Here is a 23,774-nt window from a genome sequence, read left to right on the forward strand (position 1 = left end):
AAGGCAGGACATACTGCTAAGTAAGATAGATAACCTCGGTGAGCCTATCTGGCCATTTCCTGAACCCCCATGTCTCGTCCTGACTGCCCAGCTCTGCCCGCCTTTCTGCAAGAGCCAGGGCGCTTGTTTCTCTGGCTGCCCACTCCTCATACCCACCAGAAGCTCTGGCGGGCTCTGGAGGCCAAGACAGAGGTTCCCGTGCAAGTTTTAGAAGACCTTGGCCTAGTTGTTGCCATTGCCCAGGGAGCCCTTAAGAAGACCCTGGAGACAATGGCTGATATTCTCTCGCAAGAAGAGATACGGGCCAGCCGCGCCCTGTTTTTGGCCGGAGATAGGGATCCCTGCTGGCAAGATTGCGCCCGGGTGGAGTCGCTGCTGCAGTTGTTCCACCGCACCCAAGCTGGGCTTTTGTTGGAAGTGTTGAAGGAAGACCGTCTCACCACCTACTTTCAGCCCATTGTCCGGGCGCAGGATCCCACTTGTGTGGTGGGCCACGAGGCGCTGGTGCGGGGGTTGGACAAAGAGGGCAAGGTGATTGGGCCGGGCTTGCTCTTTGCCATGGCCCGCGAGGCCGGGCTGCTCTACCACTTGGACTTGGCCGCCCGCCGCACGGCCATTGCCGCGGCCACCCAGCACCGCTTACAAGGGGATCTCTTCATCAACTTCAGCCCTACGGCTATCTACGACCCGGCCTTTTGCCTGCGCTCCACCGTCTGGGCCATCAGCCGCGCCGGGATCCCGCCCCAGCGGGTGGTGTTTGAGGTCAACGAATCCGACCGCAGCCCCGATTTGAACCACTTGCAGCGGATTTTGCGCTTCTATCGGCAGGCGGGCTTTCGGGTGGCGCTGGATGACCTGGGCGCCGGCTACGGATCCCTGAACCTGTTGCACCAGGTGCAGCCGGATCTCATCAAGCTGGATAGGGAGCTCATTCGCGGCGTCGATTGGGATCCCTATAAGGCGGTGATTGCCGAGAAACTGCTGGAGCTGGCTCAAAAGCTGAGGATCACTACCCTGGCGGAAGGGATCGAAACGGCAGGAGAGCTGCAGTGGGTGCGCGACCGCGGCGTAGATCTGGTGCAGGGCTTTTTCATCGCCCGGCCCCAGCCTGTCCCCTTAGGATTAAGACCAAGAGGATAGCTGCCCCCGCGGCTTGAGCGGCTACCGAGAAGATGACCAAAGCGGGGAGAAAGAGATCGTAGAGCACCCCCATCAGGGCGCTGCCCAAAAACCAGGCCAGGCCGTAGATGCTGGTAAACAGCCCAAAGGCAAAGCCTCTTGTCTCAGGGGCCACCATGCCGGCTACTGCTGCCTTCATGACCGATTCCTGGGCGCCCAGGCCAATCCCCCAGAGCAGCATGCCCACCACCGTCAGCCCGTAGCTGCCGGAAAAGGCCAGCGGCGCAAAACCGGCAGACAGGACCACCGCCCCCAACAGGCTCCCCAGCCCAATGCGGTCGAATAGCCAGCCCCAGCCCAGGGCGGCTAGGGCATCCACCCCCATGGCCAGGGCGTAGAGCAAGGGGATCCCAATGGCTCCTTCGCTTCCGTGCTGCTGCTGCAGGTGCAGGGCAATGAGGGAAAAGTCGGCAAACCCCATGGCCACACAGGCCGCTGCTGTGAGATAGAGCCAAAAGACCCTGGAAAAGCCTTTTGCTGGAGCGGTTTCCGGCTCCGGCTCAAAGTCGCGCGGGGTGGGATACAGCCATTGGGCCAGCCCCAGCACCCCCAGCCCCAGGGCCGCCGGGATCCCCAAGGCCAAGAATGCGCCTTGGAACCCGTAGCCGGCGGCAACCATTCCTGCCACTAGCAGCGGCCCTCCCACCGCCCCAATTTGATCCAAGGTCTCGTGCAGGCCAAACCCAATGCCCTGGCCCACCTGCAGCGCCGCATGGGAGAGCAACAGGTCCCGTGGCGGGGTGCGGATCCCTTTGCCCAGGCGCTCGGCCAGCAAAAGCAAAGCAGCCCCAGGCCAACTGCTCACCCAGGCCAGAGCGGGGATCACCGCCGTGTTGAGGACATAGCCCAGGGTGGTGAGCTGCCACTGCCCTCGACTGCGGTGCACGGGATCCCTACTGAGCCGGTCGCTCCAGTAGCCCACGCCCAGGCGCAGCCCATAGGCCAGCAGCTCCCCCCCGCCGGCCACCAGGCCCACCACCGTGCCGCTGGCCCCCAGGGATCCCAAAAAAGCTCCGGAGATGCTGCGGGCCCCCTCGTAGGTGGCGTCGGCGCAGAGGCTGACGATCCCCAGCAAAACAATAAAGCGCCACGCAGAAGGGAAATCGGACATAAGCAGCTCCTCGGCGTTGAGTCAGATCTAGGCTATTGCTGTTGATGCGGAACATGGTGTAGTACCTGGTACTCTAAGGTAGGCGGCTGAGGAGCGAGGTTTTGACTTCGATGGGGAGGCTTGCATCTTTGCTGAAGGACAAATCAAGCCAGTTAGTCAAGGATTTTTACCCAGATGGCTTCAGGTGATCGAGTTTTGAGAGATTGCTTGCCCATTGAGTATCTTGAGTATAGTGAGTTAGATGAGCTAAGTCGATGTCAATTGTAACTGTTGATGAAATTCAACGTGATCCCCTAAAGTACCTTCATCAAGTGGAGACGGGTAAAACTCTTGTCATTGTTAAGTCGGGCAAGCCTATCGCTGAGCTCAGACCTATCTCCAGTAGTCAGCGGTTACGCCCGTTTGGTCTGTGTGCGGGTGAATTTGTCGTTCCAGATGATTTCGACGCTCCTTTGCCAGAAGATGTTCTCAACGCATTTGAGAGCCAATGAGAATTCTTCTAGATACACATATCTTTTTATGGTTTATCAGCGGTAGCAATCGACTTTCAGAGCATCTTCGAGACGCAATTCGCGATGCAAACAATCAGGTTTACCTGAGCGTAATCTCAATCTGGGAAGCCACTGTTAAACACCAGTTGGGCAAGCTACCTTTGCCGGAGCATCCTGCAACTTACTTACCCAAACAAAGAAACCTACATCAAATTGCCAGTCTTGACCTTGATGAGGATAGTGTAGCTCAACTAGCTAAGCTTCCGCTACTACACCGGGATCCGTTCGACAGAATCCTTATCTGCCAAGCTCTACAAAATGGATTGACCATTGCAACAGTAGATGCAGCCATTCGCGCCTACCCGGTCGATACTATGTAGTATTGCAGCTATTCCAATGAGATTGCGAATCAATGAACCTAAATAGAGAACTCAGCCAGAGAAAAAGGAGGATCATCAGCTTTTTTCGCCTTCGAGAATGGGGATCCCTCTCTTTCCAAAATCCTCTTCCTCTACCAAAATCACCGGAATGGAGCTGGTCTCCAACACTGCTTGGGAAGTGGATCCCACCAACACTTGCTCCCAGGGGCGGTGGCCCCGCTTGCCCATGACTATGTCGGTAACCTGCCGCTCCTGGGCCACATCCACGATGGTCTCCGCCAGGGGGCCAGAAGCCAGGCAAAATTCGTGGCGAATATCCGCCAAAAGACGCTGGGCAAGCTGCCGCAACGCTTCCACCCCCTTCCCCTGGGGCTCATCGGTAACATGGAGCACAATCACTTCCCCATCCACCCGCCGCGCCAGATCCGCTGCCTTGCGCAGCACCGCCTCAGCCAAGGGAGAGGTATCCACAGCGGCCAAGAAGCTCACCTTACCCTGGCTGCCCACCTTGGTGGGATCCACTTCTCCCTTTTCCAATAGGCGAGGGGCAAAAACCTGGGTTAGCCAGGCCCCTAGGGGTGCTGTGGTCAAAATCGACAGGGCCGCTAGGGCGAGGATTGTCTCCCCGCCGGGGATCCCCTGGGCTAAGGGGATGCCGCCGATGGCCGCCTGCACCGTGGCTTTGGCCATGTTGCCCGGCAGCAAAAAGAGCCGCTCCCGCCAGTTCCAGTTGCTCCCCAGGGTGGAAAGCCACCAGCCCAAGCCTCGGCCCAACAGCAGGCTCAGGGTCAAAAGCAGCAAACCGGGCAAGAGCAGGGATCCCAGTACCTGCAGATCCAAAGAGGCCCCCAGCAGGACAAACAGCACAATCTCCGCCACCGTCCAGAGGGCGTCGAACCCAAGCCGCAGCCGCCGCGCCAGCGGCCCATCCAGTTGGACGAGGAAAAACCCTAGGGCCATCACCGCCAGGTAGCCGGAAAAATAGGGCCACACCTGCGACGCCAGCACCAAGCCCAGCGCCAGGCAGGCCGCCAGCAGCACCTCTTGCGTGCTGTTGCGAGTCCAGTTCTGCTGTACCAAGAGGGCCACCAAAACCCGCGCCCCCAGGTAGCCCACCGCCACCCCCAGCAGGATCTCCATCCCCACCTGGAACGGCAGCCACTGCAGGCGAAGGCTCTGGGCAGATCCCTGCCCCAAAAAGCTCAGCAACAGGCTAAAGCCCAGCAACAGCAGCACATCGGAAAGGGCGCTGCCGGTCAAAATGGCGTCCGGGATCCCTTTGGCCACCCCCCAGCCCAGGCTCTTGAGGCGCAGCATCCCTGGCACAATCACCGCCGGCGACTCCGCCCCGAGCACGCAGCCCAAAAGCAGCCCCGTCCCCCAGTCCAGCCCCAGGATCCAGCGGCTCAAGAGCGCCACTGCCACCGCCTCACAGGCTGCCGGCAAAAACCCCAGGCGCAGGGCCACGGATCCCTGCTGGGCCAGCTTTTCCCAATCCAGCCCCAGGCCCGCCTTCATGAGGATGATCGTGACGGCCACTAGGCGCAGATCCCCGGCTGCCGCCAACAGCTCTGGGGACAAGACCTCTTGCAACAGGATCCCGACCAGAATCATCCCCACTAGTGGCGGCATCCCCAGCCGGCCCCCAATCTGGCCGACAAAAAAGCCCATCCCTAAGATCCACAGCCAACTGCCCAGCATCAACAAAACCTCTCTCTTTGCCGTCCGGATGGTGAAGGGCAGCCCAGAGGGAAGTAGAGCCTTGGGGGCTGTGGGGTGGTAACCCAAGATCAAAGACTCCCACCCCCTGGATCTGCCCAGAAGAGTAGGAGTCATCAGCCTCAGCCTTGGATTTAGAGAATTCTTAGAACCTGCCTGAGGCGGTTACGGTGAACCCCATCACCGGTTGCCGGAGCAAGCTGACCGACAACTCACTCACGTTGACCCATAGGGTATCACGCCCCATCTTCCACCGCAACCAAGCGATAGGAGTGATGGGGACGGCCAATGGAGCCATAGAAATCGCTGCAGACATTGTGGGTAAAGCGATCGCTAAGGCTGCGGGTAACCTGCTGCACCACCTGGCTGCCCACTCTCTGAACCAACTTGCGCGGCAGGACTTGCAAAAACTTGGGCAAATGCAGCCGGATATCGAGATGAAGATCCCAGTGGACGCGGGTAGTGGCAGGGGATCCCGGTAGCTCCTCCAGCCGGAAACTGGCCTGGCAATCTACCCGATAGGGCAGGGCGGCCTCCCCCGGCAGCTCAGTCGAAGTCAGCCGAAACAGGTAATCTTCCTCCGGCCAGATCTTCACCCCAAAGCAGGGCTCCAGCTCAAACCCCAGCCCGCCCATGCGGAAAAACTGCAGCTTGTAGGTGTCGGCGGAGAGAGGCTCCACCTGGAGTGGCCGGAAGCAGCGCTGGATCCACTGGCTATGGCCGCGCAGGTAACGGGCCAAAGTCTCCCGATCGGTCTCCAGATCCACTTGGCCCCGTCGCCCAGCCTGCAAATCCAAGTGGATCTTGGCTATCGGTTGATCTAACGGTGGGGGGTGATCCATCTCCTCCAAAGGCGGCTCCCCCTCTTCGGACAGAGCCCCTTCACTGAGGGGAACGACGGGCTTGGAGTTGGCGATAGACATCCCGAATATCCACCTGATAGTGAGCAAGAGCCACGAGGCAGTGGTACCAGAGATCCGCCACCTCGCGGGCCAGGGCGGTCTTGTCCCCCTCCTTTGCCGCCATCACCACTTCAGCCGTCTCCTCGCCGAGTTTTTTCAGGATGGCGTTGTCTCCCTTGGCCAGCAGGCTGCTGGTGTAGGAATCGGGACGGGGATCCGCCTGGCGGGCCTTGATCACGGCAAACACCTGCGACAGGGTATCGGCGGCCGGGATGGGATCCCCTTCCTTCTCTGGGAGAGTGCGGAAGAAGCAGCTCCGCGCTCCTGTGTGGCAGGCCGCATCTCCCACCTGCTCCGCCAAAATGACCAGCGCGTCGCTGTCGCAGTCGTAGCGGATTTGTTTGACCCACTGCACATGGCCAGAAGTTTCCCCCTTGGGCCAGAACGCCTGGCGGGAGCGGCTCCAGAACCAGGTGCGGCCTGTCTCCAGCGTTTTCTGCAGCGATTCCCGGTTCATCCAGGCCATCATCAGCACCGTCCCGTCCAGGTAGTCCTGCACAATGGCCGGGATCAAACCCTGTTCGTTGTAGCGGAGGCTGTCTAGATGAGCGATCCCCTCCGGCAGAAGAGCGCGGGGCGGATCCGCTGAAGGGATGGAGTCCGAGGCAGCAATCATAGAGGGCAGGAATCCAAAGAGAGCATAAAAAGCAAGATAGCAAAGCCAGCTCTCCCCAGGGTACCTCCTCCTGCCCAGCCCGGCTTTTGTTGCCGCTAGGGGGATCTTAATCTGGGCTTAACCTGGTTTTAGTTGTGACTTAAAGTCAAGCTGCTAAGTTTGATACCGAGCTTTCACGCGCCGAGGGAGAGCAATGCGCATCCGGGTAGAAAACCTCTGGGTCACCTTTAAAAACAAAGTTGCCCTAAGAGGGGTTTGTCTCGACCTGTTTGGCGATGGAGCCCAGGTTGTGGCCCTGATTGGCCCCTCTGGCGCTGGGAAGTCCACCCTCCTTAAGCTCCTGAAGGGAATGGTTAGGCCCAGCGTTGGAAAAGTCTGGGTTGGCTCTTTCCCCCTCCACGAAGGCGGAGGAGAGGGTCTACAGCAGGTGCGCAAGCGCACGGGCATGATCTACCAGACTTTTCAGCTCATTGGCCGCCTGACTGTCTTGGAGAACGTCCTGATTGGGCGCCTGCCCCACCTGAATCTTACCCAGGGCTTGCTGCGGCAGTTCTCGGAGCAAGATCTGGCCCAAGCAGAAAGGCTACTGGAGGAGGTGGGGCTTCTCGAGCACGCCTGGCAGAGGGCCGATGCTCTTTCGGGGGGACAGCAGCAGCGGGTGGGCATTGCTCGCGCCTTGATCCAAGAGCCAGCGCTGATCCTGGCAGATGAACCCATCTCGGCTTTGGATCCCAAAAATGCGCAGGTGATCATGGATTTACTGCTGGGAATGGTTTGTCGGCAAGGCATCCCGCTCCTAGTGACCCTGCATCACCTGGAGATGGTGCGCCATTACGCCAACCGAGTTGTTGCCTTCAAGGATGGGCAGGTTTTCTTTGATGGGCCAGTCTCGGCTCTCACCCCTGAAAAAGAGAAGGATCTCTACTTCGGGGAGGAGGAAGCCTCTCAAACCCTCGGAGGGTTGCCCTCAGCCTTGACGGCTTGAGGACAGGTAAGCTCAAACTCAACTTCAATCAATTTCAATTTCAAGTCAGCTGCAGAGGAGAATACTCATGCGGAGAAGGAAGGTTTTGGCTCTAGCGGCTTTCCTATTGGGCTTTGCCAGTTGGGTGCCGGTGTTGGCGCAGAAGCAGAACTGGCCCGAGGAGCTGGTCATTGCTGAAGTGCCGGTGGAGAGTGCTGCTGATTACGAAGCCCGCTATGCGCCTTTCCTGAACTACCTCAAAGAGAGATTGGGGATCCCGGTGCGTTTGTTCGTGGCTGGTGACTACACGGCTGTGATGCTCTCCCAGGCGGAAGGGAAGACCCACGTTGCTTTTTATGGGCCCGCCTCTTACGTCGATGCGATTGAAAAAGCCAATGCCCCCATCGAAGCCTTTGTGAAGGAAGATTCTGTTCGCTCGGGCACTGTTTACCACTCTCTGATGATTTCCAAGAAGGGCAGTGGCATTACAACTCTAGAAGCTGCCAAGGGCAAAGATTTTGCTTTCGTTGACCCGGAGAGCACTTCTGGTTTCAAGGTGCCCATGGCTTACTTCTGTCTAGAGGCCAAGATCAAGCCCAAGGAGTACTTTAAACAAGTTGCCTTTGCCGGCAACCATGAGTCGGTTATCCTGGGAGTCTCTCAGGGAACCATTCCCGTGGGGGTGACTTGGGATACCGGGATCAGCATTGCCACCAAGAAGGGCCAAATTAAGGGTTTGGAAGATTTTGAGGTGATCTGGAAGTCCGATCCGATCCCTTCCTCTCCCTGGGCCTACCGCAAAGACCTGCCGGAAGACCTCAAAGAAGCCATCCGCACGGCCTACCTAGAGTACGAGAACACACCGGAAGGCAAGCAATGGCTAGAAGCTCGCGGTCTCAAGGGTTTTGAGCCGGCCAGCGACAAAGATTATGATCCCTTCCGCAAGGTTAACAATGCTCTTAAGCAACCTGAGTGCCAACTCTAAGAAACTGCCCCCCTTACCGGCAGAGCTCAAACGGAGAGATCGCCTCGGTGTTCTCCTAGTTGGGATGATCCTTCTGGCTCTCCTGCTGACGGCGGTGCCGGCTGAGATCTCACCAGTCAAGTTGCTGGCTGGGTTGGGGAGGAGTGCTGTCTTTGTCGCTCGCTTCTTTCCGCCCAGCCTGCACTTTCTGCCAGCTTTTCTTTACTCTTTGCTCCAGACCCTGATCATGGCTTTCTGGGGCACTTTTCTGGCCACCTTCCTTGTGCTTCCCTTGGCCTTCCTGGGATCCAAAAATGTCATCCGCTCTCCTGTGGTCTATCTGGCTGTCCGCGGGCTGATGGATATCCTCAGGGGACTCAACGAGCTGGTTTTGGCCCTGGTTTTTGTGGCTGCCATTGGCTTGGGGCCTCTCCCAGGGATCATGGCGTTGACGCTGCACACGGCTGGAGTGGCAGGCAAGTTGCTCTCCGAGGCCATTGAGACGGTGGATATGGGCCAGGTGGAGGCCGTGAGGGCTACGGGCTCCCATCCTCTGCTGGTTCTTGTCTATGGCTTTTGGCCGCAGGTGGCCCCAGCTTTCTACTCGGTGACGCTCTACCTGTTTGAGGTCAATGTGCGCTCGGCAACAGTCTTGGGCTTGGTGGGAGCTGGTGGCATCGGCTTCGATCTGATGCAGACGGTGCGGGCCTTCCGCTTTCAGGACGCCGCCACCATCATTTTGCTCATCCTGCTAACCGTGTTTACAATCGACAAGGTCTCGGCGCGAATTCGCCAATCCCTGGTATAGGAGGTGAGGGTGCAGGCTCTTGAAATCCTGGAGCTGCTGCAGGAGGCTCCCGAAAAGACAGTTGTGGCTCTGGCGCGGGAGGTACGGCCCGCTCTGGGAGCTAGCCAGAAGCTGAAGGAAGGAGCGGGCCTGCTGTTGCTCCCCTTCCAGGACTCGCGCAGCGGTACGCCGTTTTATCTGGGAGAAGTCTTGGTTTACGAGGTTTGGCTGCGCTTCCCCCGAAAGGGAGTGGAAGGCTATGGAATAGTGCTGGGGGAACGGCCGCGCCTGGCCCGCTCCCTGGCTTACCTGGATGCCGCGTTGCAAGCGGGGATTGCTGAAGATCGGATCCAGGCCTTGGCCCTGGAAGCTCAGGAACATCTCCAGGAGAAGGATGAGCGCCTCTGGCGCAAGGTGGCCACCACGCGCTTGGAGGTGGAGACGCTATGAGCGTGCCCATGCCCGCAGCCGAACGGCAAAGCCAACAGGTCTTCCGAACCTTGGTGATGGCGCTGAGCTACCCTGGCCGGCTTTGGCGCTTGCCAGCTCACTCGCTGCGCCAAGCCTTCCGCCTCATTGCGATTACCCTGGTGGATGGGAATGTGGGGGTTTGGGCGCCAGACTGGCTGCTCTTAGATCTGCGCGGTCAGGCTCCCCGGCCTGTGGCCTTGGAGGCGGCGGACTTCGTCTTTGCCGAGCGGCTGGCGGATTTGCCTGCCGGTTGGGAAACCCTCTCGCTTCTCAAGAGGGGCACCTACCTGGAGCCGGAGAGCGGGGCAACTCTCATCCTGGGAACTGGCTGGGGCCAGGGATCCCCTCTTGTCTTCAGGGGCCCCGGCATTGCTGGGGAGGTGTGCTTGGCTGTGGATTTGCCCCCTGCTTTTTGGCGGCTGCGCTCCCAGATCTCGGCCTACCCTTTGGGAGTGGACATCTTGCTTACCGACGGGCAGCATGTAGTAGGCATACCGCGAAGTGTGGAGGTGGGTTGATGGGCTACGTGGTGGCGCGGGGCAGTCAGGAGGCCATTCTCAATGCCGAAGCCCTTTTTCGCGAATTGTTGCCGAGGGGGGCAGGTCAGTCGAGTAAGGGCCTGGCCAGCTACTTGCCCTATCTTTTGGATCAGGTGATGGCGGAAGCTGGCCTCTGGGCTCCAGAGCTGGCTGCTGAGGCCTTGGCCCAGACAGGGGGCGATCTCTACGAAGCGCTGCTGCTTTTGCGAGCTCATCGAACTACCCTTCCTCGCCTGGGCAAAGCGCAGCTTCAGAAAAAAGAAGATTTGCTCCTGGTGCGACGGCTTTCTTCAGCCTTCAAGAGCATTCCCGGCGGCCAAGTCCTCGGCCCCACCCTCGACTACAGCCTGCGTCTGCTGGGTTTTTCCGGAACCCAAGGGGTGGAGCCAGAGACCACGGCTGCTCCCCAGCGCTACCCTTCGGTGCGAACCTGGCTAAAAGAGCAAGGCCTGCTGGAAGAAGATCCAGTGGCAGAGAAAGACTTAGAGGAAGAGATCCCGGATCTAACGCGGCAGCCGCTGCTGTTTCCGGCGCCAAGAGCCCATCGCCTGCAAGCTTTGGCGCGAGGGGACACCGGAGGACTCCTGGCCCTCGCCTACAGCGCCATGCGGGCCTACAACGTCCACACCCACCCAACAGTGGCGGAGTTGGGGGTGGGCTATCTCGAGGTGCGGGCTATCCACCCGGTGCGGGGAGGCAGCTTTCGCCTGGGGCGGATCCGCTTGGCCTTTGCAGAAGTCGTCGGGCATGGGGAGAAGGGATACCGCTTAGGCTTTGCTGCCAGCTTGGGCTGGAACGAGGGGCGGGTTATCGCGGGCGCAATGTTGGATTTGGAGATGGATCGCCCCACCCATCCGGCCCGCAGCGAGGAGTTTGTTCTGGTACACACGGATCCCGTGGAGGCTTCGGGCTTTGCCCTGCACTACAAACTGCCTCACTATGTAACGTTCTTCAGCAATTGGATGAGCCATCAGGAGGCTGCTCTTGAACCCTAAGCATAGCTACGCCTACTTGGATCCTGAAGCCAAGCGAGAAATTCGGCGCAAGGTTCTCAAGGCTCTGGCCATACCGGCATATCAAGTTCCCTTTGCCAGCCGAGAGATGCCCCTAGCCCGCGGCTGGGGCACGGGCGGCCTGCAGCTTACCCTCAGCCTCGTGGGGCCGGAAGATGTGGTGAAGGTCATCGACCAAGGAGCGGATGACTCGGTTAATGCTGCCAACTTGCGCCGCTTCATTGCCCACGTCAGCGGAGCTCGAACCACCACCGATGCTTTGGAAGCAACCCTCATCCAAAGCCGTCACCGCATCCCGGAGGAGCGACTGCAAGAAGGACAAATCTTGATCCTGCAAGTCCCGATCCCTGAGCCCCTGCGCTACGTGGAGCCTTCCGATGCCAAGGCGCGGGAGCTGCATGCCTTGGGGGACTACAGCCTGCTTTGGGTGGACCTGTTTGAAGAACACTTGCACTACGGCCACAGCCGCAAGGGAGCAGCCTATCCCGTTCTGGTGCACGGCCGCTATGTGATGGATCCCAGTCCCCTGCCCCGCTGGGATCTGCCCAAGCTGCACCAGGCAGCCCACATCACGCTCTTTGGCGCCGGTCGGGAAAAGCGGATCTACGCTGTCCCCCCTTACACGCAGGTAGAACCTCTGGCCTTTGTGGATCGACCCTTCCAGCCGGAACCCATTGTGGGATCCTGCCGCCGCACGGGTTGCCGCCACGTCTTTCTCAACGCCATTCCCCAGGAGGATGGCAGCTTGGCCTACGAGATCTCCGACCAGGGCTATATGGAAAAACTCCTAGCTGGCAAAGAAAGTGGGCCTTTATTTGGGGAGAAGCAGCATGGTTGAAGAAAGGCCTTTGCTGGAACTGGTCAAGGTTTGGAAAGCCTACGGGGATCGCTGGGCCCTCAAGAACGTCAGCCTCAAGCTCTATCCTCAGGAGGTGCTGGGGGTGGTGGGGGCTTCTGGCAGCGGCAAGAGCACCCTTTTGAGAATTCTCTATCTCCAGGAGATGGCGCAAGGGGAATACTGGCTCAACATCCCCGGCTGGGAGGGGTGTAATCTGCTGTCGCTTTCTCCCTACGAGCGACCTGCGGCGCGGCGCCACTTGGCCATGGTTTATCAAGAAGCTGCCCAGGCCCTGCGCATGGGCTTTGCCGCCCTAACCAATGTTGCTGAGCCCCTTGTGCTCAAGGGGGAACGACGATTTGGGGTTTTGCAAAAGGAAGCGCAGGCAGCTTTGGAGAGGGCAGACTTCCCCCTGGAGCGGGCTGGGGATCCGCCTACTTTCCTTTCGGGAGGGGAGCGGCAGCGGGTGCAGATTGCCAAAGCCTTGGCTCAAGAGCCAACGGCCATCCTCTTGGACGAGCCAACGACTGGCTTAGATTTGCTGGTGCAGGCAACCTTCTTGGACACCCTACGCCGCCTCAAGCGGCAGTTGGGGATGAGTCTGATTTTGGTTAGCCACGATCTCTCGGTGGTACGGGCATTGGCGGATCGCATTGTGGTTTTGCACCAAGGAGAGGTGGTAGAAGAAGGCCTCGCCGACCAAGTGCTGGAGGATCCCCGCCACCCCTTTACTCAGGATTTGGTTGCCGCAAGGCTGTAGAGAGATGCTGCAAGTTATCGATTTGGAAAAGCGGTTTTTCCTGCACCGGCTGGGACGGGAAGTTCTGGCTTTCAGACAGGTGAGCTTCTCCCTACAAGCAGGGGAGTTGCTGCTCCTAGAGGGCCCCAATGGCGCCGGCAAGTCTTCCCTGTTGCGGACGCTCTATCGCAGCTACTGTCCCACAGGGGGGCAGATCCTTCTGCAGACTCCTCGCGGAAGGGTGGATCTGGCGCGTTTGGGGGATCGCGAGATCTTGTGGATCCGGCGGGAGCACATCGGCTATGTCAGCCAGTTTCTGGATCCCCGACCCCGCACCACCGCCCTGGAGCTGGTGGCGGAGCCGCTGCTGTGGCGAGGTGTAGAAGAAAGCCGAGCACGGCAGCGGGCGGCAGAGTTGCTCCTGGAGCTGAACCTGAAGCCAGAGTTACTGGAGGCTTTCCCCACGGGCTTCTCTGGGGGCGAAAAACAAAAGCTCAACCTGGCCCGCTCGCTCATTCATCCCTATCCCTTGCTGCTGCTGGACGAGCCCACGGCCAGCTTGGATGCAGGGGCCAGGAAAGCTCTGCGGGAGCGCCTTCGCCTTCTGAAGCAGCAGGGAACTGCGCTTGTTGGCGTTTTCCACTCGCCAGAAGACGTGGCGGGCTTGGTGGACAAAACCTACCACCTGGAGGAGAAGCAAGATGTGGCTGTCCGGACTTAAGCTGGTTCTCCCTGACCAAGTGCTCCAGCTGGGATCCCTGCGGCTGGAGGGGGAGTCGATTGCCGAGATTCGAGAAGGGCAGGTGGACGAAGGAATCCCTTTACAGGGGTTAACCCTCGTCCCTGGCGTCATCGATCTCCACGCCGACAGCCTAGAGCCGGAGCTGGAGCCGCGGCCAGGGGTACAGTTGGCTGCCGAGATGGCCCTGGAGGTTTGGGAAAACCGAGCTCTGGCAGCAGGCATGACCACTGCTTTTGTCACCCTGTCCTTTTGGGAGGGCCTGCCCGGTTGGCGCAGCCCGGAGACCGCTTTGGCCCTGGCCGAGCAATTGGTTGCCCTGCGTTCCCATTTGTCGCTGGACTTGCGGATCCATGCCCGCTACGAAGTCTCTCGCCCTTTGGGAGCAGCAGCCGTTCGCCACGCCCTCAGCCAAGGTTGGGTGGATCTCCTTTCGTTTATGGATCACACGCCTGGCCAAGGCCAGTTCCCGACCCTAGAAGACTACGTTCGCTATATGGCCCGTCACCTGGGCCAGCAGCCTGAGGAGGTTGCCGCCAGCCTCAGGAACCCATCCCAGCTAGAAGTTCTCCCTGCCCTTGCCGAGCTGGCCCAGCAGGCAAAAGAGCGGGGAGTCACGCTGGCTTCCCATGACGACGATTCCTCTGACAAGGTTCAGTTGATGGCCAAGCTGGGCGTAAAGATTAGCGAGTTCCCGGTCACGCTGGAGGCCGCTGGCGAAGCCCAACAGTTGGGCTTGCTGGTGGTCATGGGGGCCCCCAACGCCCTTAGGGGATCCTCCCATGTGGGCAATCTCTCCGCCCTGCAAGCCCTGAAGGCGGGATCCCTAGGTGCTCTGGCCACCGACTACTCGCCGGCTGCCGCGCTAAGAGCTGCCTTTGCCCTGGCGGAGAAGCAGGCTTTGGAGTTGCCCCAGGCCATAGCCTTGGTCAGCCGCAACCCCGCCCAGGCCGTTGGCCTCCAGGATCGGGGGGCTCTTTGTCCAGGGCTGAGGGCCGACCTGGTGATCTTGCGGGAGAAGCCCTTCCGGGTTATGGGCGTGTTTGTTGCCGGCAGACCTGTCTTTCTCCGCAATGGCCTAGGTTGGCAGGGAGGGCTGGATCCCCAAGGAGTTGGGTCCAGAGTCGAGGCCCCCTAACTCTACTCTAGAGCCGCTCTCGGCAGCAGCTTCCGGGTCGGCTTGTGCTCCAGAGGCCAAGTTGGCCGCTCCAGACGGGTATCCACCAACACAGAGGCCGGGGCGAGATTAACCCGCTCCAGCAGCCGTTGCAGCAGTTGAGCATCGATGGCGTCCCCGCCGCTGGATGGGGTTGCCGTTCCCGCCACCAGGGGAGTGGGGATCGCTTGCGGGGATCCCGTCTCGCCCAGCCCAGGTTCGGCCAACAGCAACTCTGCCACTGCCTGGGCCACCTCATTGCCATATACCCCATCAGGGCCAGAGGGGAGCAGATCCAGCCGTCCCTGCTGAGCGGCCAGGCGGCTTAAGCCCAGTTGCACCGCCACCACGGCCGGGCCCCGCTCCCCCCGCTTGAGGGTGCGCTGGCCGGCCAGAACGCTGTTCAGGTAGGCTTTGGCTGCATCTTGGTCGCTAGCCGGCAGAAGCTGCACCAGCCCTTCCACCCGATCGGTTGTGGAAGCGGCCCTTTCCTGCGGGCGGGGATCCTCCCTCCACAGACGGGTCAGGTCGTAGAGCAAAATGGCGTGGGGGACAGGGCGGCTGGGCTGGTTGGGGCCGGCATGGCCGGTGGCGAGGATCTCCCCTTGGTAGACCAGTGAGGTGCTGAAGCCAGAGTCCAGCAGCACCGCCTCACGGATCCCGATTTTGGGCAATAGGCTGGCCAGGATGGCGGCGTTGACGTGGGTTTTGGTAACCCCGATCACCACCTGATCCTGGTTGTCTACGCCAAAAAAGGCGCGGGGGCGAAACTCGGCGGCGCTGGAGAGGCGAAACGAGTCGATCTCCCTCGGAGAGAGGGCGCGGCCATCCTTAACCAGCCACAAGCCCGCCACAAACAGATCCGTGACATCCGGCATGAGCTGGCGAAGGTTGTCGAGCTGGGTCATGGTGTCGGGATCAAAGGGTACAAAGCGCAGCCGATCCCTGCCCAGCAGCACCAGGGGACGACCGCGCACCACCTTGTCGTCTTCGGGGCGACCGGGGATGAAAGTCTTGTGGTTGGCGGCCATCACTGGCCCCACCATGACGTTGCTGGCCGAGTTAATCCAAGGGATGGAGAAGAAGCTGCCGTTAATGCCGGCATCGGCCTGGTAGCGCTGGACTAGGGTTCTTACCTCGTAGCGCCGCTCCGCGTGCACTGTAGCTGCCCGTCCGCCGCGGATGGTTAGCACCCGCACCCTGTCGATCACCTCATCGGTCAGGGTCAAGGGTTGCGTCCCATCCAGCCAGTAGTCGGGGCTGCGGCCAAGGGTGAAGGTGCGGGCGCCGATAATGGCCTCGGTGAGGCGAAACTGGTTAAAGCGGCGCACCTCCAGCAAGTTGGGCGACTGTCCCGTAAAGCCGGGATCCATCGTGAAGGCCATCCAGTAACCCGCCTCCGCCAGGTATTGCTTCACCCGCTCGTCCCGATTGCCTTCCGGATAGGCGAAGTAGTGGATGGGGTGGCCCAGCTCCTGCTCCAGCTTGGTCTTGCAGTCCAACACCTCTCGCCGCAGGCGGGCATCGTCCAGCAGCCGCAGGTCGGGGGGATGGTTGACGGTGTGGGCGGCAAAGTCAATCAGCCCGCTGGCATCCATCTCCCGCATCTGATCCCAGGTGAAGTGGTCTTTGCTGGTGGGCACGCCGACAAAGCCGGTCTGCACAAAATAGGTGGCAGGGTAGTTGTACTCCTTCAGCAGCGGGTAGGCGTTCTCGTACAGGCCCAGGTAAGCGTCGTCGAAGGTGAGCAGGATGGCTTTTTCCGGTAAGGGATCCCCGTCCCGCAGGTGTTTGTAGAGTTGGTCGATGTGGATGGGGGTCAGCCCCGCCTGCTTGATGGCCTCAAAGTGCTGCCGCAGCTCCGCCGCTGTGGTGTCAAACCAGACCTCTTTGCGGCCAGCCACCACATCGTGATACATGATGGCGGGCACGTAGGAGAGGCTGGCCAAGGGATCCAACGCAAAAGGATCCCGCTGCAGTTGCGGCTCTTGGGGGAGGGACGGGCGCTGTTGGGCTGCCTTGGCCTGGGCGCGGGGGGCAGGGATCTCGGCCAGAGGCGGCAAGAGCGCCGGCAGGCGGCTGGCCCAGTTGGGATGAGCGGTTGCCCAGGCCACCAGGGCGCCGGTCCCAAATCCCAGCAGGATCACCAGCAAGTTTAGAAAGGGGAGCACCCTAGGTCGAGCCTTTGCCGGCGCATGCCGAGAGGAATCGGAAAGGCTTTGTCTTGGAGTGGGCGAGGAGTACGGCTGGGATCCCCTTGTCGATCTGGAGCCTGAATTGCCTTGGGGTATCGACCCTCCCAAGCGCGTCGGATGCTGCCGAGACGTCATGACCTCCTCCCCACTCCCGATGGTGTTATCGGCGCTCAAGCGCAAGAGTTGAGCCCTTGCTGGAATGCCTTTTCCCACCCAAAGCCTACCCCCAGACAAGGGCAAAACCAACGCCAGACTACCACCCCTCTCTTCCGATTGGGGATACCCATGCAATCGCCGCCGGAAAAACAGCAGGGAGCGCCCGTCAAAGCGGCTTGGGCTGAAGGGGCCTGGATCGGCAGCCTTGGAGACAGACCCCAGAGGGGGAGCTGGGCCCTACTCCAGGTTGCTCAACAGATTGGACTCTGTAATGCTGACGATCTTGCCCCCCCTTTGGGTGATGCGCTTCACTTCTTGAGAAAGGCGGCTGAAGGGCACTTTGTACTCGACAACGCTCTTGCGCACGCCCCCTCCCACCAAACCGGACACTTTGAGGGTGAAAATCTTGTCGCTGTTGGGTAGGGACGAGGCCGCCGAGGGGGCGACCTGAGCGGCTGGGGCCGCTTCCGCCTGAGGTGCAGGAGCCGCGCTCTCCCGCTCCAAAAGCAGCCGCCAACTGCGGGGATAGGCGGGAGCCAAACGATAAACCACCTTGTAGGAGCCGGTTACATGGTCATCTTCTGACTCCACCCTCACCACTGTTCCCGCCGGGATATCCAGCTTAGCTCCCTTGGACATGACTTTAATTCCAGGCCAATTGGTGGGCACATCCGTCAGCAGCTCGACTTCAAAGGATTGATCCCCCAACAACAACTTGGCCATGTGAATAACTCCGTTTTGCTCGTTAGCAGGCGGTAGCCGAAGATCTGTGGCCGACCACGGCTTCACCGCTAGATATTTTACCGTTGCGGCTGCATCCCCTGAAGCTTTCCACCGGCATCTGTCATCGAAGGTGGGTTTGTTGTAGATTTGTTAAGGAGACTGGTTAAAAAGTTGTAGTTGTCCCAAAGGTGGAGGGATCCCTATGCTGAGTGTGGCTCTGCCCGATCTGTCGGCAACTTCGGATGAGTTGACGGCTGCCTTGCAGCCGGTGGCCCAGTTTTTTGCCGGCTTCAACCTGCCCCAGCCCATTGTGCAATGGGGACATCCTCTGATGATGGGCATTGTGGTGGTGGTCATGGGCAGCTTCGTCGGCCTGACCGGTTGGCGGGGGCGGGTCTTGCGCCTGGCAGCCGCCTCCACAACGCCAGAGGGATCCCTGCCGGAATCGGCCCAAAAGCCGCTCTTGGATCACCGCAAATTGGCTCCCTGGATGGCCACCTTCATTGCCTTGGGCTACACCGGCGGCCTTCTCTCCTTGGTCATGCAGGGCCAGCCCCTGCTGAGCAGCCCCCATTTTTGGACGGGATCCCTGGTGTTGCTGTTGTTGGCGGCCAATGGCGCTTTGTCTCTCAGCGGCTTTGGGGGCAACCGCGAGGCCCTGCGCACCACCCATGCCTATGTGGGCAGCTTCATCCTGTGTGTGCTACTGGTCCATGCCCTGCTTGGAGTCAAGCTGGGCTTGTCCTTGTAATCTACAGACCTTTGGGGAACTCAGACATCGTGATGCCTGTAAACCCCAGAGTGCTCCGGCCAAACTATGAGGCATAGTAGCCCGTAGCCTTTGGGCTTGTTCCCCCCCAAGCTCGTCAAGTCCTCACTCCCCTTGTTGCTCAAAAGAGAAGGGAAGACTGCGGCTTCCCTCGGTCGCGAAGTGGTGCTTAGCACTCACGCAAGTACGGTCAACCCCAAGGACTCCGTCCCGCTGACGCGGTCGGCACCCTTCGCCGGCCTGTCTACAATGAGTGACATCCTGCAACCCCAAGTTCAAGTTAAAGACTGGGTGGTGGGGAGCCGGTGCTTTTGCTATCCTGGCGCATAAGTTCACCTTTATGGCAGGGAAGGGTCGGCAAACTTTGCCTGACACCGAGTGACAGCACCAGCCGCTATGGGCAAGCTTGGAGGGAGGGTGTGACTTGATGTTTACTTGGCTCTGGACGAAACAATTTTCTCGCTTGAACCAAAGGCTACAAAGCTTGGAGGTAGCCCGCGAGGAAAACCTTCTGTCTCCCGATCTGAGTGCCCAAACTCTGCAGGTGGCCCCCGACTTCTGGGAACGGCAGCACCAGGCCTTTAGCTACGTGGATAAGCAGATGCGAAAGCTCAGCCGTCGCAGCAAGATCTGGGGGGGAATGGCGCTGCTGGCTGTTTTGGCCGATGCGGCTTTGGTGGTGGCAGGTCTGGCAGCGTTTCAGTCTTGGCAGCAGGTACAGGCTGACCGCCACTTAACCCGCATTGCCCACCAGGCTGCCGATCCTGTACAGCGAGCTTTTGATGATCTGGTGGCCCAACTGCCTCAGATGAGCGAGACAGAGCGATATCGTGCCCTAGAGGCGCTGCAGGCTCTCTCGGCCATCTCGATGGCGGGCAGCGGCTACTCCTATGGCAGCTCTTCAGGTATCTCTGTGTATAGCTCGGCTCCCACGGTTGCAGCAACTCCCCTGGAGGCCCAACTGCAAACCATCTACCAGCTGGGGCAAATGCGGGCGGTTGAGGCGGTGCCGGCTTTGCTGACCAAGCTTGCGGATGGAGAACCGGTGGTGCGGGAGGCAGCAGCCCGCGCCCTCGGCCAAATTGGGGATCCGCGCGCTCTGGATCCCTTACACGATCTGCTGGCCTACGAGCCCAACGAGTTGGTTCAGGATGCGGCCATTGCTGCGATTGCGCAACTGCTGCGCTGAAGAGCAGGTCAAGCACGCGCCGATTCGCTAGACCGGTCCCAGTGGGTGTTGAGGCACAGAGGATGAGAAGCGACAAGTTCAGCAGAGGGGCCAAGCTGGTGGGGATCCTGTGCTGGGTATGGGGATCCGCCTTGCCGGTTTGGGCCCAGGATCCGTTTCGCAGCGGGGCCAATGCCCGCCCCATCAGCCCGGAAGTGGCTGCGGCGTTTGAGGAGTTCTTCTGCGCGGGCCGCTACAGCCAGAGCCGAGAGAAGCTGGAAATAGCCAAGAAGTCCTCTCCCGCAGAGCCGATGGTCTATGCCTTGCTGGCGGCGCTGGCCTACCAAGAGGGGGATCTGGATGCTTTTGCCCAGTTGGCCACCCAAACCCGCCAGGTGGCCGCCGAGATGAAAAAGACGGATCCCTTGCGCGGCAACCTGTATGAGGGGGTGGGCTATGGGTTGGAGGCGGCCAACATCGTGGTGCGGGAGGGGGTGGTGCTCGGCTTGCCCAAGGCATTGCCCACCCTCAACCAATTGTTTGCGTCCATCCGGGCCGCCCAGGCTGTGGACAGCAGCGACCCTGAGTTGAATCTTCTCAACGGCTATATGGATTTGCTGCTGACCTACCGGGAGAAGGCGTTGGATCAATTTCGCCTGGCGGCGCCTGAGTATTTGTCCTACCGCGGCCAAGCTCTGGCCTATCGGGATATGCAGCGCTTTGACGAGGCCTTGGAGGCGGTGGATCGGGCCATTGCTGCTTCCTGCAACAACCCGGAGCTCTACTACCTCAAGGCGCAAATTTTGGTTGCCAAGGGTCAAGACCAGGAGGCTGTCCCCCTTTTCGATCAAGCTCTGCAGGCTTCTGCCCAGTTGCCTGAAGCTTTGGTGTCGCAAATCCAGATGGAACGGGATCGCGCCGCCCAGCGCAGCGGGTTGACCGGCCAGTTGCCTGCCACACCTACCCCTTGATAGATGCCTATGGGCTTGCGCATCAGCGGCAAACGAGCGCTGCAGACCCCTGCCGGCCTGGGTACTCGACCCACCCCTGGCCGGGTGAGGCAAGCCTTGTTCAACATCTTGCGAGGGCAGGTGGAAGGCTGTCGCTGGCTGGATCTCTGCTGTGGGGCCGGTACGGTGGGGGCAGAGGCCCTGTGCCAGGGGGCGGCTTTTGTGGCCGGGATCGAAATTGCTGCTTCTGCCTGTCGCCTTATCCAGGCCAACTGGACCAAGGTGGCCCAGCCGGGGCAAGCTTTTCAGGTGATCCAGGGAGATGCCCGCAAGCTGCTCAGCCGAGGGCTGGGTTTGGATCCCTTTGATTACGTCTACTTTGCTCCCCCCTACGCGGCGGGTCTGTACGCCCCCCTGCTGCCGCTGATCCCGCCCTTGCTCAAGCCAGGCGGAACTTTGATCGTCGAGCATCGCAGCGGCCAGGAGCTACCCGACCAGATGGGATCCCTGCTGCGCTTTGACCAGCGGGCCTATGGGCAAACGGCGCTGGCTTTCTATCGCAAGCTGGAAGAGCAGCGCTAGGGGAAGGGAGTGCTGACAAAGCCAATTTCCAGAAGCTGCTGGTAGGCCTGGGTGCCCAGCTCCCGGGTTGGAGTCTGGCTCTTGATGACCTGGATCAACCAGCCCACGGCCTCCTCAGGACGTCCGGCAGCCCGATAGACCACGGCCAAATCGTAGGCAGCCTGATCCCGAGCCTGGGCAGCAACGCGGGCCAGCTCCCGCTGCTCTTCGGAGATGCGGTTTTGGATCCCGGCGAAGGCACGGGAGAGATCTTGGTGGTAGTTGGAGCGCTGGTTGTAGGCGTCGAACACCTGTTGCAGAAGCTGGATGGCCTGGTCGTAGTTTTGCGCTTGGATGGCGGCATCGGCTTCGGCGGCCAATTGTTCAGCTCGCAACACACTGAGGGCATTGCTGGGTTGCTCGAGAGCGCGAAACTGCTGCGGGTTGGGAACGAGCTGCTGTCCGGCGGGCAGCTCTTGAGCCGTGGCCCAGAGACTCGAGCCCGCGCCCAGGACAAGGCCGAGCAACAAGCCGAAAGCCAGCCGCGCCCAAGAACGGCGCAGAAGGTTGAGCCCCTGGGCAGCGGCCTCTTGGCGCCGACTTTGGCCGACAACAGCGGGACGTCGTCCGAACATTGGCAGGTAACCCTCAAAACCTCGTTGACCCGTTCCACTCTACCTCACTCTGCGTGGCTCTGCTGCAGCTCAGGGATCCCCTCAGCCAGGGGTTGCCGAGGAGGTGGCTGCGCAGCCTTGGCGGGAGTGGAACTGGGCAGGGATGGGGCGGGTTGAGCCTGAGAGGAGGTCTTTTCCGGCCTCAGCGGCAAGTTCATAATCAGCTCGTACATGCGCAGGTATTCCAGCGCCGAGCGATGCCAACTGAAATCGGTGGCCATGCCCCGCTTTTGCAGCGCCTGCCAGGTGTCTTTGTGCTGGAAAGCCTCCCAAGCCCGCGCCAAGCAGGTGTAGAAGTCCAGGGCTTCGTAGCGATCAAAGCAGTAGCCGGTGCCGGTTCCCTTGCTGGGAATATGATGGCTGACGGTATCCACCAGCCCCCCCGTACGGCGGACGATGGGTACACACCCATAACGCATGGCGATCATCTGGCTGATGCCACAGGGTTCAAAGCGGCTGGGCATCAAAAAGGCGTCGGCTCCTCCGTAGATCAACTGGGCCAGTTGCGGCTGGTAACCCTGTTGATAGGCCATTCTGCCCGGGTGCCGCTCGGCCATCTCCCGGATCCGCCCCTCGTAGTAGGCTTCGCCGCTGCCCAGCAAGACAAATTGTGAATCGCTATAGGCCAAAAAGCGATCCAGGGTTTGGATGAGCAAGTCGATCCCTTTCTGTTCCACCAAACGGGCCACCATGCCCAGCAGGAATACGTCGGGGTTGACGGTCAAGCCCAGGCGGGCCTGTAACGCAGCTTTGTTCACCGCCCGACCGCTCAGATCATCAACGCTGAAGTTGGCCTCGAGAGCGGGATCGGTGCGGGGATCGAACTGCTCGGTGTCGATCCCATTCAGGATCCCCCGCAGGCGCTCCCCTTTCCAGGCCAGCAGATCCTGTAGGCCCTCTCCATGCAGAGGGGTGCGGATCTCCATCGCATAGGTGGGCGAAACCGTATTCACCTGGTCGGCATAGAGGATCCCGGCAGCCATGGTGTTGTGGGCGGAAAAATACCAGGGCAGCCAGGTCATGCGTTCCAGTTGCCAACGCCAAGGCCCTTGATAGGCCAGGTTGTGGATGGTAAAGACGGTGCCGATGTCAGGAGCCTGGTGCATCCAGGCCGGGATCATGCCGGTGTGCCAGTCGTGGCAGTGGATGATGTTGGGTTTCCAAGGGTAGTAGGTCCAGGCAAATTCGGCCACGGCGTTGGCAAAAAAAGTAAAGCGCCAGAACTCGTCCTCGCCGTAGTAAATGCGGTGGGGGGCAAAACAATAGTGGCTGACCAGGTAGAGGGGCACATCGGTGCCGGGCAAAACGCTTTCGTAAATATCGGCCACCTGGCCCATGACCTGTTTGGACCAGATGGGATCCTTGGAGCGGGGATATTGCTCCGGTTCCGGGCCGAACTTGTCCCAGAGAAACCCGTACAGGGGCATGATGATGCGCACATCCTGCCCCAGCTTGCGCAAAACGACGGGCAGGGATCCCACCACATCCGCCATGCCCCCCACCTTTGCCAGGGGTGCTGCCTCCGCCGCTGCAAACAAAATCCTGGCTTGCACCACAATGCCCTCCCTATCGCGATGACCTTTGTCTTGCTGAGGCGGACGGCTCCCGGCCCAGTTCCCTCGGCCAAAACCCTCCCCATCCTAAAACACAAGGGATCCCTATGCCGGCCAAGCCGGGGCAGAGCCTTATCCTGAGAAGGTGTTGCAATTTATTAATTTTTCGTAAGATAGAAGGACAGTGCCGCTCAGAAATACTGTGAGCGCTGCTGCATTGCACTTTATTGGTTTCATCGGTTGTCTTTTTTCTGGAGAAGATCGTCCTATGACCATCGCAGTAGGGCGCGTACGCCAGGAGCGAGGATGGTTCGACATCGTCGATGACTGGCTCAAGCGCGACAGATTCGTGTTTAT

General features: G+C 60.2%; 25 protein-coding genes and 1 riboswitch. Of the genes, 17 read left to right on the forward strand and 8 right to left on the reverse strand.

Features of this window, described 5'->3' with window-relative positions; all coding sequences use genetic code 11:
• The first annotated feature begins 69 nt into the window (after positions 1-69).
• Positions 70-1,140 (forward strand): EAL domain-containing protein, encoded by a 1,071-nt coding sequence (locus NW851_RS02415; protein WP_414336885.1) that lies wholly within the window; start codon positions 70-72, stop codon positions 1,138-1,140.
• On the opposite strand, the gene NW851_RS02420 is transcribed toward NW851_RS02415, so the two are convergent.
• Positions 1,091-2,290 (reverse strand): MFS transporter, encoded by a 1,200-nt coding sequence (locus NW851_RS02420; RefSeq protein WP_414336887.1) that lies wholly within the window; start codon positions 2,288-2,290, stop codon positions 1,091-1,093. The genes NW851_RS02415 and NW851_RS02420 overlap by 50 nt on opposite strands.
• 254 nt (positions 2,291-2,544) lie before the next feature.
• Between NW851_RS02420 and NW851_RS02425 the strand changes: the two genes are divergently transcribed.
• Together NW851_RS02425 and NW851_RS02430 are read left to right on the forward strand one after the other, a co-directional pair.
• Positions 2,545-2,781 (forward strand): type II toxin-antitoxin system Phd/YefM family antitoxin, encoded by a 237-nt coding sequence (locus tag NW851_RS02425; protein ID WP_414336207.1) that lies wholly within the window; start codon positions 2,545-2,547, stop codon positions 2,779-2,781.
• Positions 2,778-3,161 (forward strand): type II toxin-antitoxin system VapC family toxin, encoded by a 384-nt coding sequence (locus NW851_RS02430; protein ID WP_414336209.1) that lies wholly within the window; start codon positions 2,778-2,780, stop codon positions 3,159-3,161. The genes NW851_RS02425 and NW851_RS02430 overlap by 4 nt, the downstream gene beginning before the upstream one ends.
• A gap of 75 nt (positions 3,162-3,236) precedes the next feature.
• Here NW851_RS02430 and NW851_RS02435 read toward each other — a convergent pair whose 3' ends face one another.
• The 3 genes from NW851_RS02435 to hisIE form a co-directional block, all read right to left on the reverse strand.
• Positions 3,237-4,862 carry a cation:proton antiporter gene (locus NW851_RS02435; RefSeq protein WP_414336889.1) on the reverse strand — a complete coding sequence of 542 codons (1,626 nt, stop codon included), beginning with the start codon at positions 4,860-4,862 and terminating at the stop codon, positions 3,237-3,239.
• Between the two features lie 118 nt (positions 4,863-4,980).
• Positions 4,981-5,074, reverse strand: a riboswitch (Fluoride riboswitch).
• A gap of 42 nt (positions 5,075-5,116) precedes the next feature.
• Entirely contained in the window at positions 5,117-5,803 is a 687-nt protein-coding gene (locus NW851_RS02440; protein WP_414336891.1) for a DUF1997 domain-containing protein, read from the reverse strand.
• Positions 5,763-6,458: a bifunctional phosphoribosyl-AMP cyclohydrolase/phosphoribosyl-ATP diphosphatase HisIE gene (gene hisIE / locus NW851_RS02445; protein WP_414336892.1), complete on the reverse strand. Its 696-nt coding sequence runs from the start codon at positions 6,456-6,458 to the stop codon at positions 5,763-5,765. Before hisIE ends, NW851_RS02440 begins: the two co-directional genes overlap by 41 nt.
• Before the next feature lie 193 nt (positions 6,459-6,651).
• Here hisIE and NW851_RS02450 point away from each other — a divergent pair, with 193 nt between their 5' ends.
• From NW851_RS02450 to NW851_RS02495, 10 genes are all read left to right on the forward strand, one after another.
• Positions 6,652-7,443 (forward strand): phosphonate ABC transporter ATP-binding protein, encoded by a 792-nt coding sequence (locus NW851_RS02450; RefSeq protein WP_414334510.1) that lies wholly within the window; start codon positions 6,652-6,654, stop codon positions 7,441-7,443.
• A gap of 67 nt (positions 7,444-7,510) precedes the next feature.
• Complete coding sequence (phnD, locus tag NW851_RS02455) at positions 7,511-8,407, forward strand: phosphonate ABC transporter substrate-binding protein (protein WP_414334509.1); 897 nt, start codon at positions 7,511-7,513, stop codon at positions 8,405-8,407.
• Entirely contained in the window at positions 8,376-9,194 is an 819-nt protein-coding gene (gene phnE / locus NW851_RS02460) for a phosphonate ABC transporter, permease protein PhnE (protein ID WP_414336894.1), read from the forward strand. The genes phnD and phnE overlap by 32 nt, the downstream gene beginning before the upstream one ends.
• Before the next feature lie 9 nt (positions 9,195-9,203).
• Positions 9,204-9,623: a phosphonate C-P lyase system protein PhnG gene (phnG, locus tag NW851_RS02465; protein WP_414334505.1), complete on the forward strand. Its 420-nt coding sequence runs from the start codon at positions 9,204-9,206 to the stop codon at positions 9,621-9,623.
• The gene (gene phnH, locus NW851_RS02470; protein ID WP_414336896.1) at positions 9,620-10,162 is read left to right on the forward strand and encodes a phosphonate C-P lyase system protein PhnH; all 543 of its coding nucleotides are present in this window, start codon (positions 9,620-9,622) and stop codon (positions 10,160-10,162) included. The genes phnG and phnH overlap by 4 nt, the downstream gene beginning before the upstream one ends.
• Positions 10,162-11,178, forward strand: a complete 1,017-nt coding sequence (locus NW851_RS02475; protein ID WP_414334502.1) for a carbon-phosphorus lyase complex subunit PhnI — start codon at positions 10,162-10,164, stop codon at positions 11,176-11,178. The genes phnH and NW851_RS02475 overlap by 1 nt, the downstream gene beginning before the upstream one ends.
• Entirely contained in the window at positions 11,168-12,034 is an 867-nt protein-coding gene (locus tag NW851_RS02480) for an alpha-D-ribose 1-methylphosphonate 5-phosphate C-P-lyase PhnJ (RefSeq protein ID WP_414334500.1), read from the forward strand. Before NW851_RS02475 ends, NW851_RS02480 begins: the two co-directional genes overlap by 11 nt.
• Entirely contained in the window at positions 12,027-12,794 is a 768-nt protein-coding gene (locus tag NW851_RS02485; protein WP_414334499.1) for an ATP-binding cassette domain-containing protein, read from the forward strand. Before NW851_RS02480 ends, NW851_RS02485 begins: the two co-directional genes overlap by 8 nt.
• Positions 12,795-12,798: 4 nt before the next feature.
• On the forward strand, positions 12,799-13,494 hold the full coding sequence (locus NW851_RS02490; RefSeq protein ID WP_414334497.1) for an ATP-binding cassette domain-containing protein: 696 nt from the start codon (positions 12,799-12,801) through the stop codon (positions 13,492-13,494).
• Positions 13,475-14,650, forward strand: a complete 1,176-nt coding sequence (locus tag NW851_RS02495; RefSeq protein ID WP_414336899.1) for an alpha-D-ribose 1-methylphosphonate 5-triphosphate diphosphatase — start codon at positions 13,475-13,477, stop codon at positions 14,648-14,650. Before NW851_RS02490 ends, NW851_RS02495 begins: the two co-directional genes overlap by 20 nt.
• Before the next feature lie 2 nt (positions 14,651-14,652).
• On the opposite strand, the gene NW851_RS02500 is transcribed toward NW851_RS02495, so the two are convergent.
• Entirely contained in the window at positions 14,653-16,815 is a 2,163-nt protein-coding gene (locus tag NW851_RS02500; RefSeq protein ID WP_414336910.1) for a polysaccharide deacetylase family protein, read from the reverse strand.
• A gap of 441 nt (positions 16,816-17,256) precedes the next feature.
• Positions 17,257-17,742, reverse strand: a complete 486-nt coding sequence (locus NW851_RS02505) for a phycobilisome linker polypeptide (protein ID WP_414334493.1) — start codon at positions 17,740-17,742, stop codon at positions 17,257-17,259.
• Positions 17,743-17,944: 202 nt separating this feature from the next.
• Here NW851_RS02505 and NW851_RS02510 point away from each other — a divergent pair, with 202 nt between their 5' ends.
• The 4 genes from NW851_RS02510 to rsmD all read left to right on the forward strand — a co-directional run bounded on the left by NW851_RS02510 (position 17,945) and on the right by rsmD (position 21,211).
• On the forward strand, positions 17,945-18,493 hold the full coding sequence (locus tag NW851_RS02510) for a DUF4079 domain-containing protein (protein WP_414334492.1): 549 nt from the start codon (positions 17,945-17,947) through the stop codon (positions 18,491-18,493).
• Between the two features lie 445 nt (positions 18,494-18,938).
• The gene (locus tag NW851_RS02515; RefSeq protein ID WP_414334518.1) at positions 18,939-19,700 is read left to right on the forward strand and encodes a HEAT repeat domain-containing protein; all 762 of its coding nucleotides are present in this window, start codon (positions 18,939-18,941) and stop codon (positions 19,698-19,700) included.
• A 62-nt stretch (positions 19,701-19,762) separates the two neighbouring features.
• Positions 19,763-20,650 (forward strand): Sll0314/Alr1548 family TPR repeat-containing protein, encoded by an 888-nt coding sequence (locus NW851_RS02520; protein WP_414336902.1) that lies wholly within the window; start codon positions 19,763-19,765, stop codon positions 20,648-20,650.
• Between the two features lie 9 nt (positions 20,651-20,659).
• Positions 20,660-21,211: a 16S rRNA (guanine(966)-N(2))-methyltransferase RsmD gene (gene rsmD / locus NW851_RS02525; RefSeq protein WP_414336903.1), complete on the forward strand. Its 552-nt coding sequence runs from the start codon at positions 20,660-20,662 to the stop codon at positions 21,209-21,211.
• Here the strand turns inward: rsmD and NW851_RS02530 are convergent.
• Together NW851_RS02530 and glgA are read right to left on the reverse strand one after the other, a co-directional pair.
• Entirely contained in the window at positions 21,208-21,825 is a 618-nt protein-coding gene (locus NW851_RS02530; RefSeq protein ID WP_414334486.1) for a hypothetical protein, read from the reverse strand. The two genes, rsmD and NW851_RS02530, sit on opposite strands and share 4 nt — an antisense overlap.
• Positions 21,826-21,869: 44 nt before the next feature.
• Positions 21,870-23,420, reverse strand: a complete 1,551-nt coding sequence (glgA, locus tag NW851_RS02535) for a glycogen synthase GlgA (protein ID WP_414336905.1) — start codon at positions 23,418-23,420, stop codon at positions 21,870-21,872.
• Positions 23,421-23,774: the final 354 nt, after the last annotated feature.

The organism is Synechococcus sp. H55.7, from assembly GCF_047462395.1.
In the GTDB taxonomy this organism is placed as follows: Bacteria; Cyanobacteriota; Cyanobacteriia; order Thermostichales; family Thermostichaceae; genus Thermostichus.

Bases quoted from the DNA above. Each gene is read 5' to 3' on its own strand.
- NW851_RS02430 (WP_414336209.1), top strand. From the start codon at position 2,778: ATGAGAATTCTTCTAGATACACATATCTTTTTATGGTTTATCAGCGGT.
- NW851_RS02440 (WP_414336891.1), bottom strand. From the start codon at position 5,803: ATGTCTATCGCCAACTCCAAGCCCGTCGTTCCCCTCAGTGAAGGGGCT.
- NW851_RS02515 (WP_414334518.1), top strand. From the start codon at position 18,939: ATGTTTACTTGGCTCTGGACGAAACAATTTTCTCGCTTGAACCAAAGG.
- NW851_RS02495 (WP_414336899.1), top strand. From the start codon at position 13,475: ATGTGGCTGTCCGGACTTAAGCTGGTTCTCCCTGACCAAGTGCTCCAG.
- phnE (WP_414336894.1), top strand. From the start codon at position 8,376: ATGCTCTTAAGCAACCTGAGTGCCAACTCTAAGAAACTGCCCCCCTTA.
- rsmD (WP_414336903.1), top strand. From the start codon at position 20,660: ATGGGCTTGCGCATCAGCGGCAAACGAGCGCTGCAGACCCCTGCCGGC.
- NW851_RS02530 (WP_414334486.1), bottom strand. From the start codon at position 21,825: ATGTTCGGACGACGTCCCGCTGTTGTCGGCCAAAGTCGGCGCCAAGAG.
- NW851_RS02485 (WP_414334499.1), top strand. From the start codon at position 12,027: ATGGTTGAAGAAAGGCCTTTGCTGGAACTGGTCAAGGTTTGGAAAGCC.
- NW851_RS02435 (WP_414336889.1), bottom strand. From the start codon at position 4,862: ATGCTGGGCAGTTGGCTGTGGATCTTAGGGATGGGCTTTTTTGTCGGC.
- NW851_RS02490 (WP_414334497.1), top strand. From the start codon at position 12,799: ATGCTGCAAGTTATCGATTTGGAAAAGCGGTTTTTCCTGCACCGGCTG.
- NW851_RS02505 (WP_414334493.1), bottom strand. From the start codon at position 17,742: ATGGCCAAGTTGTTGTTGGGGGATCAATCCTTTGAAGTCGAGCTGCTG.
- NW851_RS02520 (WP_414336902.1), top strand. From the start codon at position 19,763: ATGAGAAGCGACAAGTTCAGCAGAGGGGCCAAGCTGGTGGGGATCCTG.
- phnD (WP_414334509.1), top strand. From the start codon at position 7,511: ATGCGGAGAAGGAAGGTTTTGGCTCTAGCGGCTTTCCTATTGGGCTTT.
- NW851_RS02425 (WP_414336207.1), top strand. From the start codon at position 2,545: ATGTCAATTGTAACTGTTGATGAAATTCAACGTGATCCCCTAAAGTAC.
- NW851_RS02420 (WP_414336887.1), bottom strand. From the start codon at position 2,290: ATGTCCGATTTCCCTTCTGCGTGGCGCTTTATTGTTTTGCTGGGGATC.
- NW851_RS02415 (WP_414336885.1), top strand. From the start codon at position 70: ATGTCTCGTCCTGACTGCCCAGCTCTGCCCGCCTTTCTGCAAGAGCCA.
- NW851_RS02475 (WP_414334502.1), top strand. From the start codon at position 10,162: ATGGGCTACGTGGTGGCGCGGGGCAGTCAGGAGGCCATTCTCAATGCC.
- NW851_RS02510 (WP_414334492.1), top strand. From the start codon at position 17,945: ATGCTGAGTGTGGCTCTGCCCGATCTGTCGGCAACTTCGGATGAGTTG.
- NW851_RS02450 (WP_414334510.1), top strand. From the start codon at position 6,652: ATGCGCATCCGGGTAGAAAACCTCTGGGTCACCTTTAAAAACAAAGTT.
- hisIE (WP_414336892.1), bottom strand. From the start codon at position 6,458: ATGATTGCTGCCTCGGACTCCATCCCTTCAGCGGATCCGCCCCGCGCT.
- phnH (WP_414336896.1), top strand. From the start codon at position 9,620: ATGAGCGTGCCCATGCCCGCAGCCGAACGGCAAAGCCAACAGGTCTTC.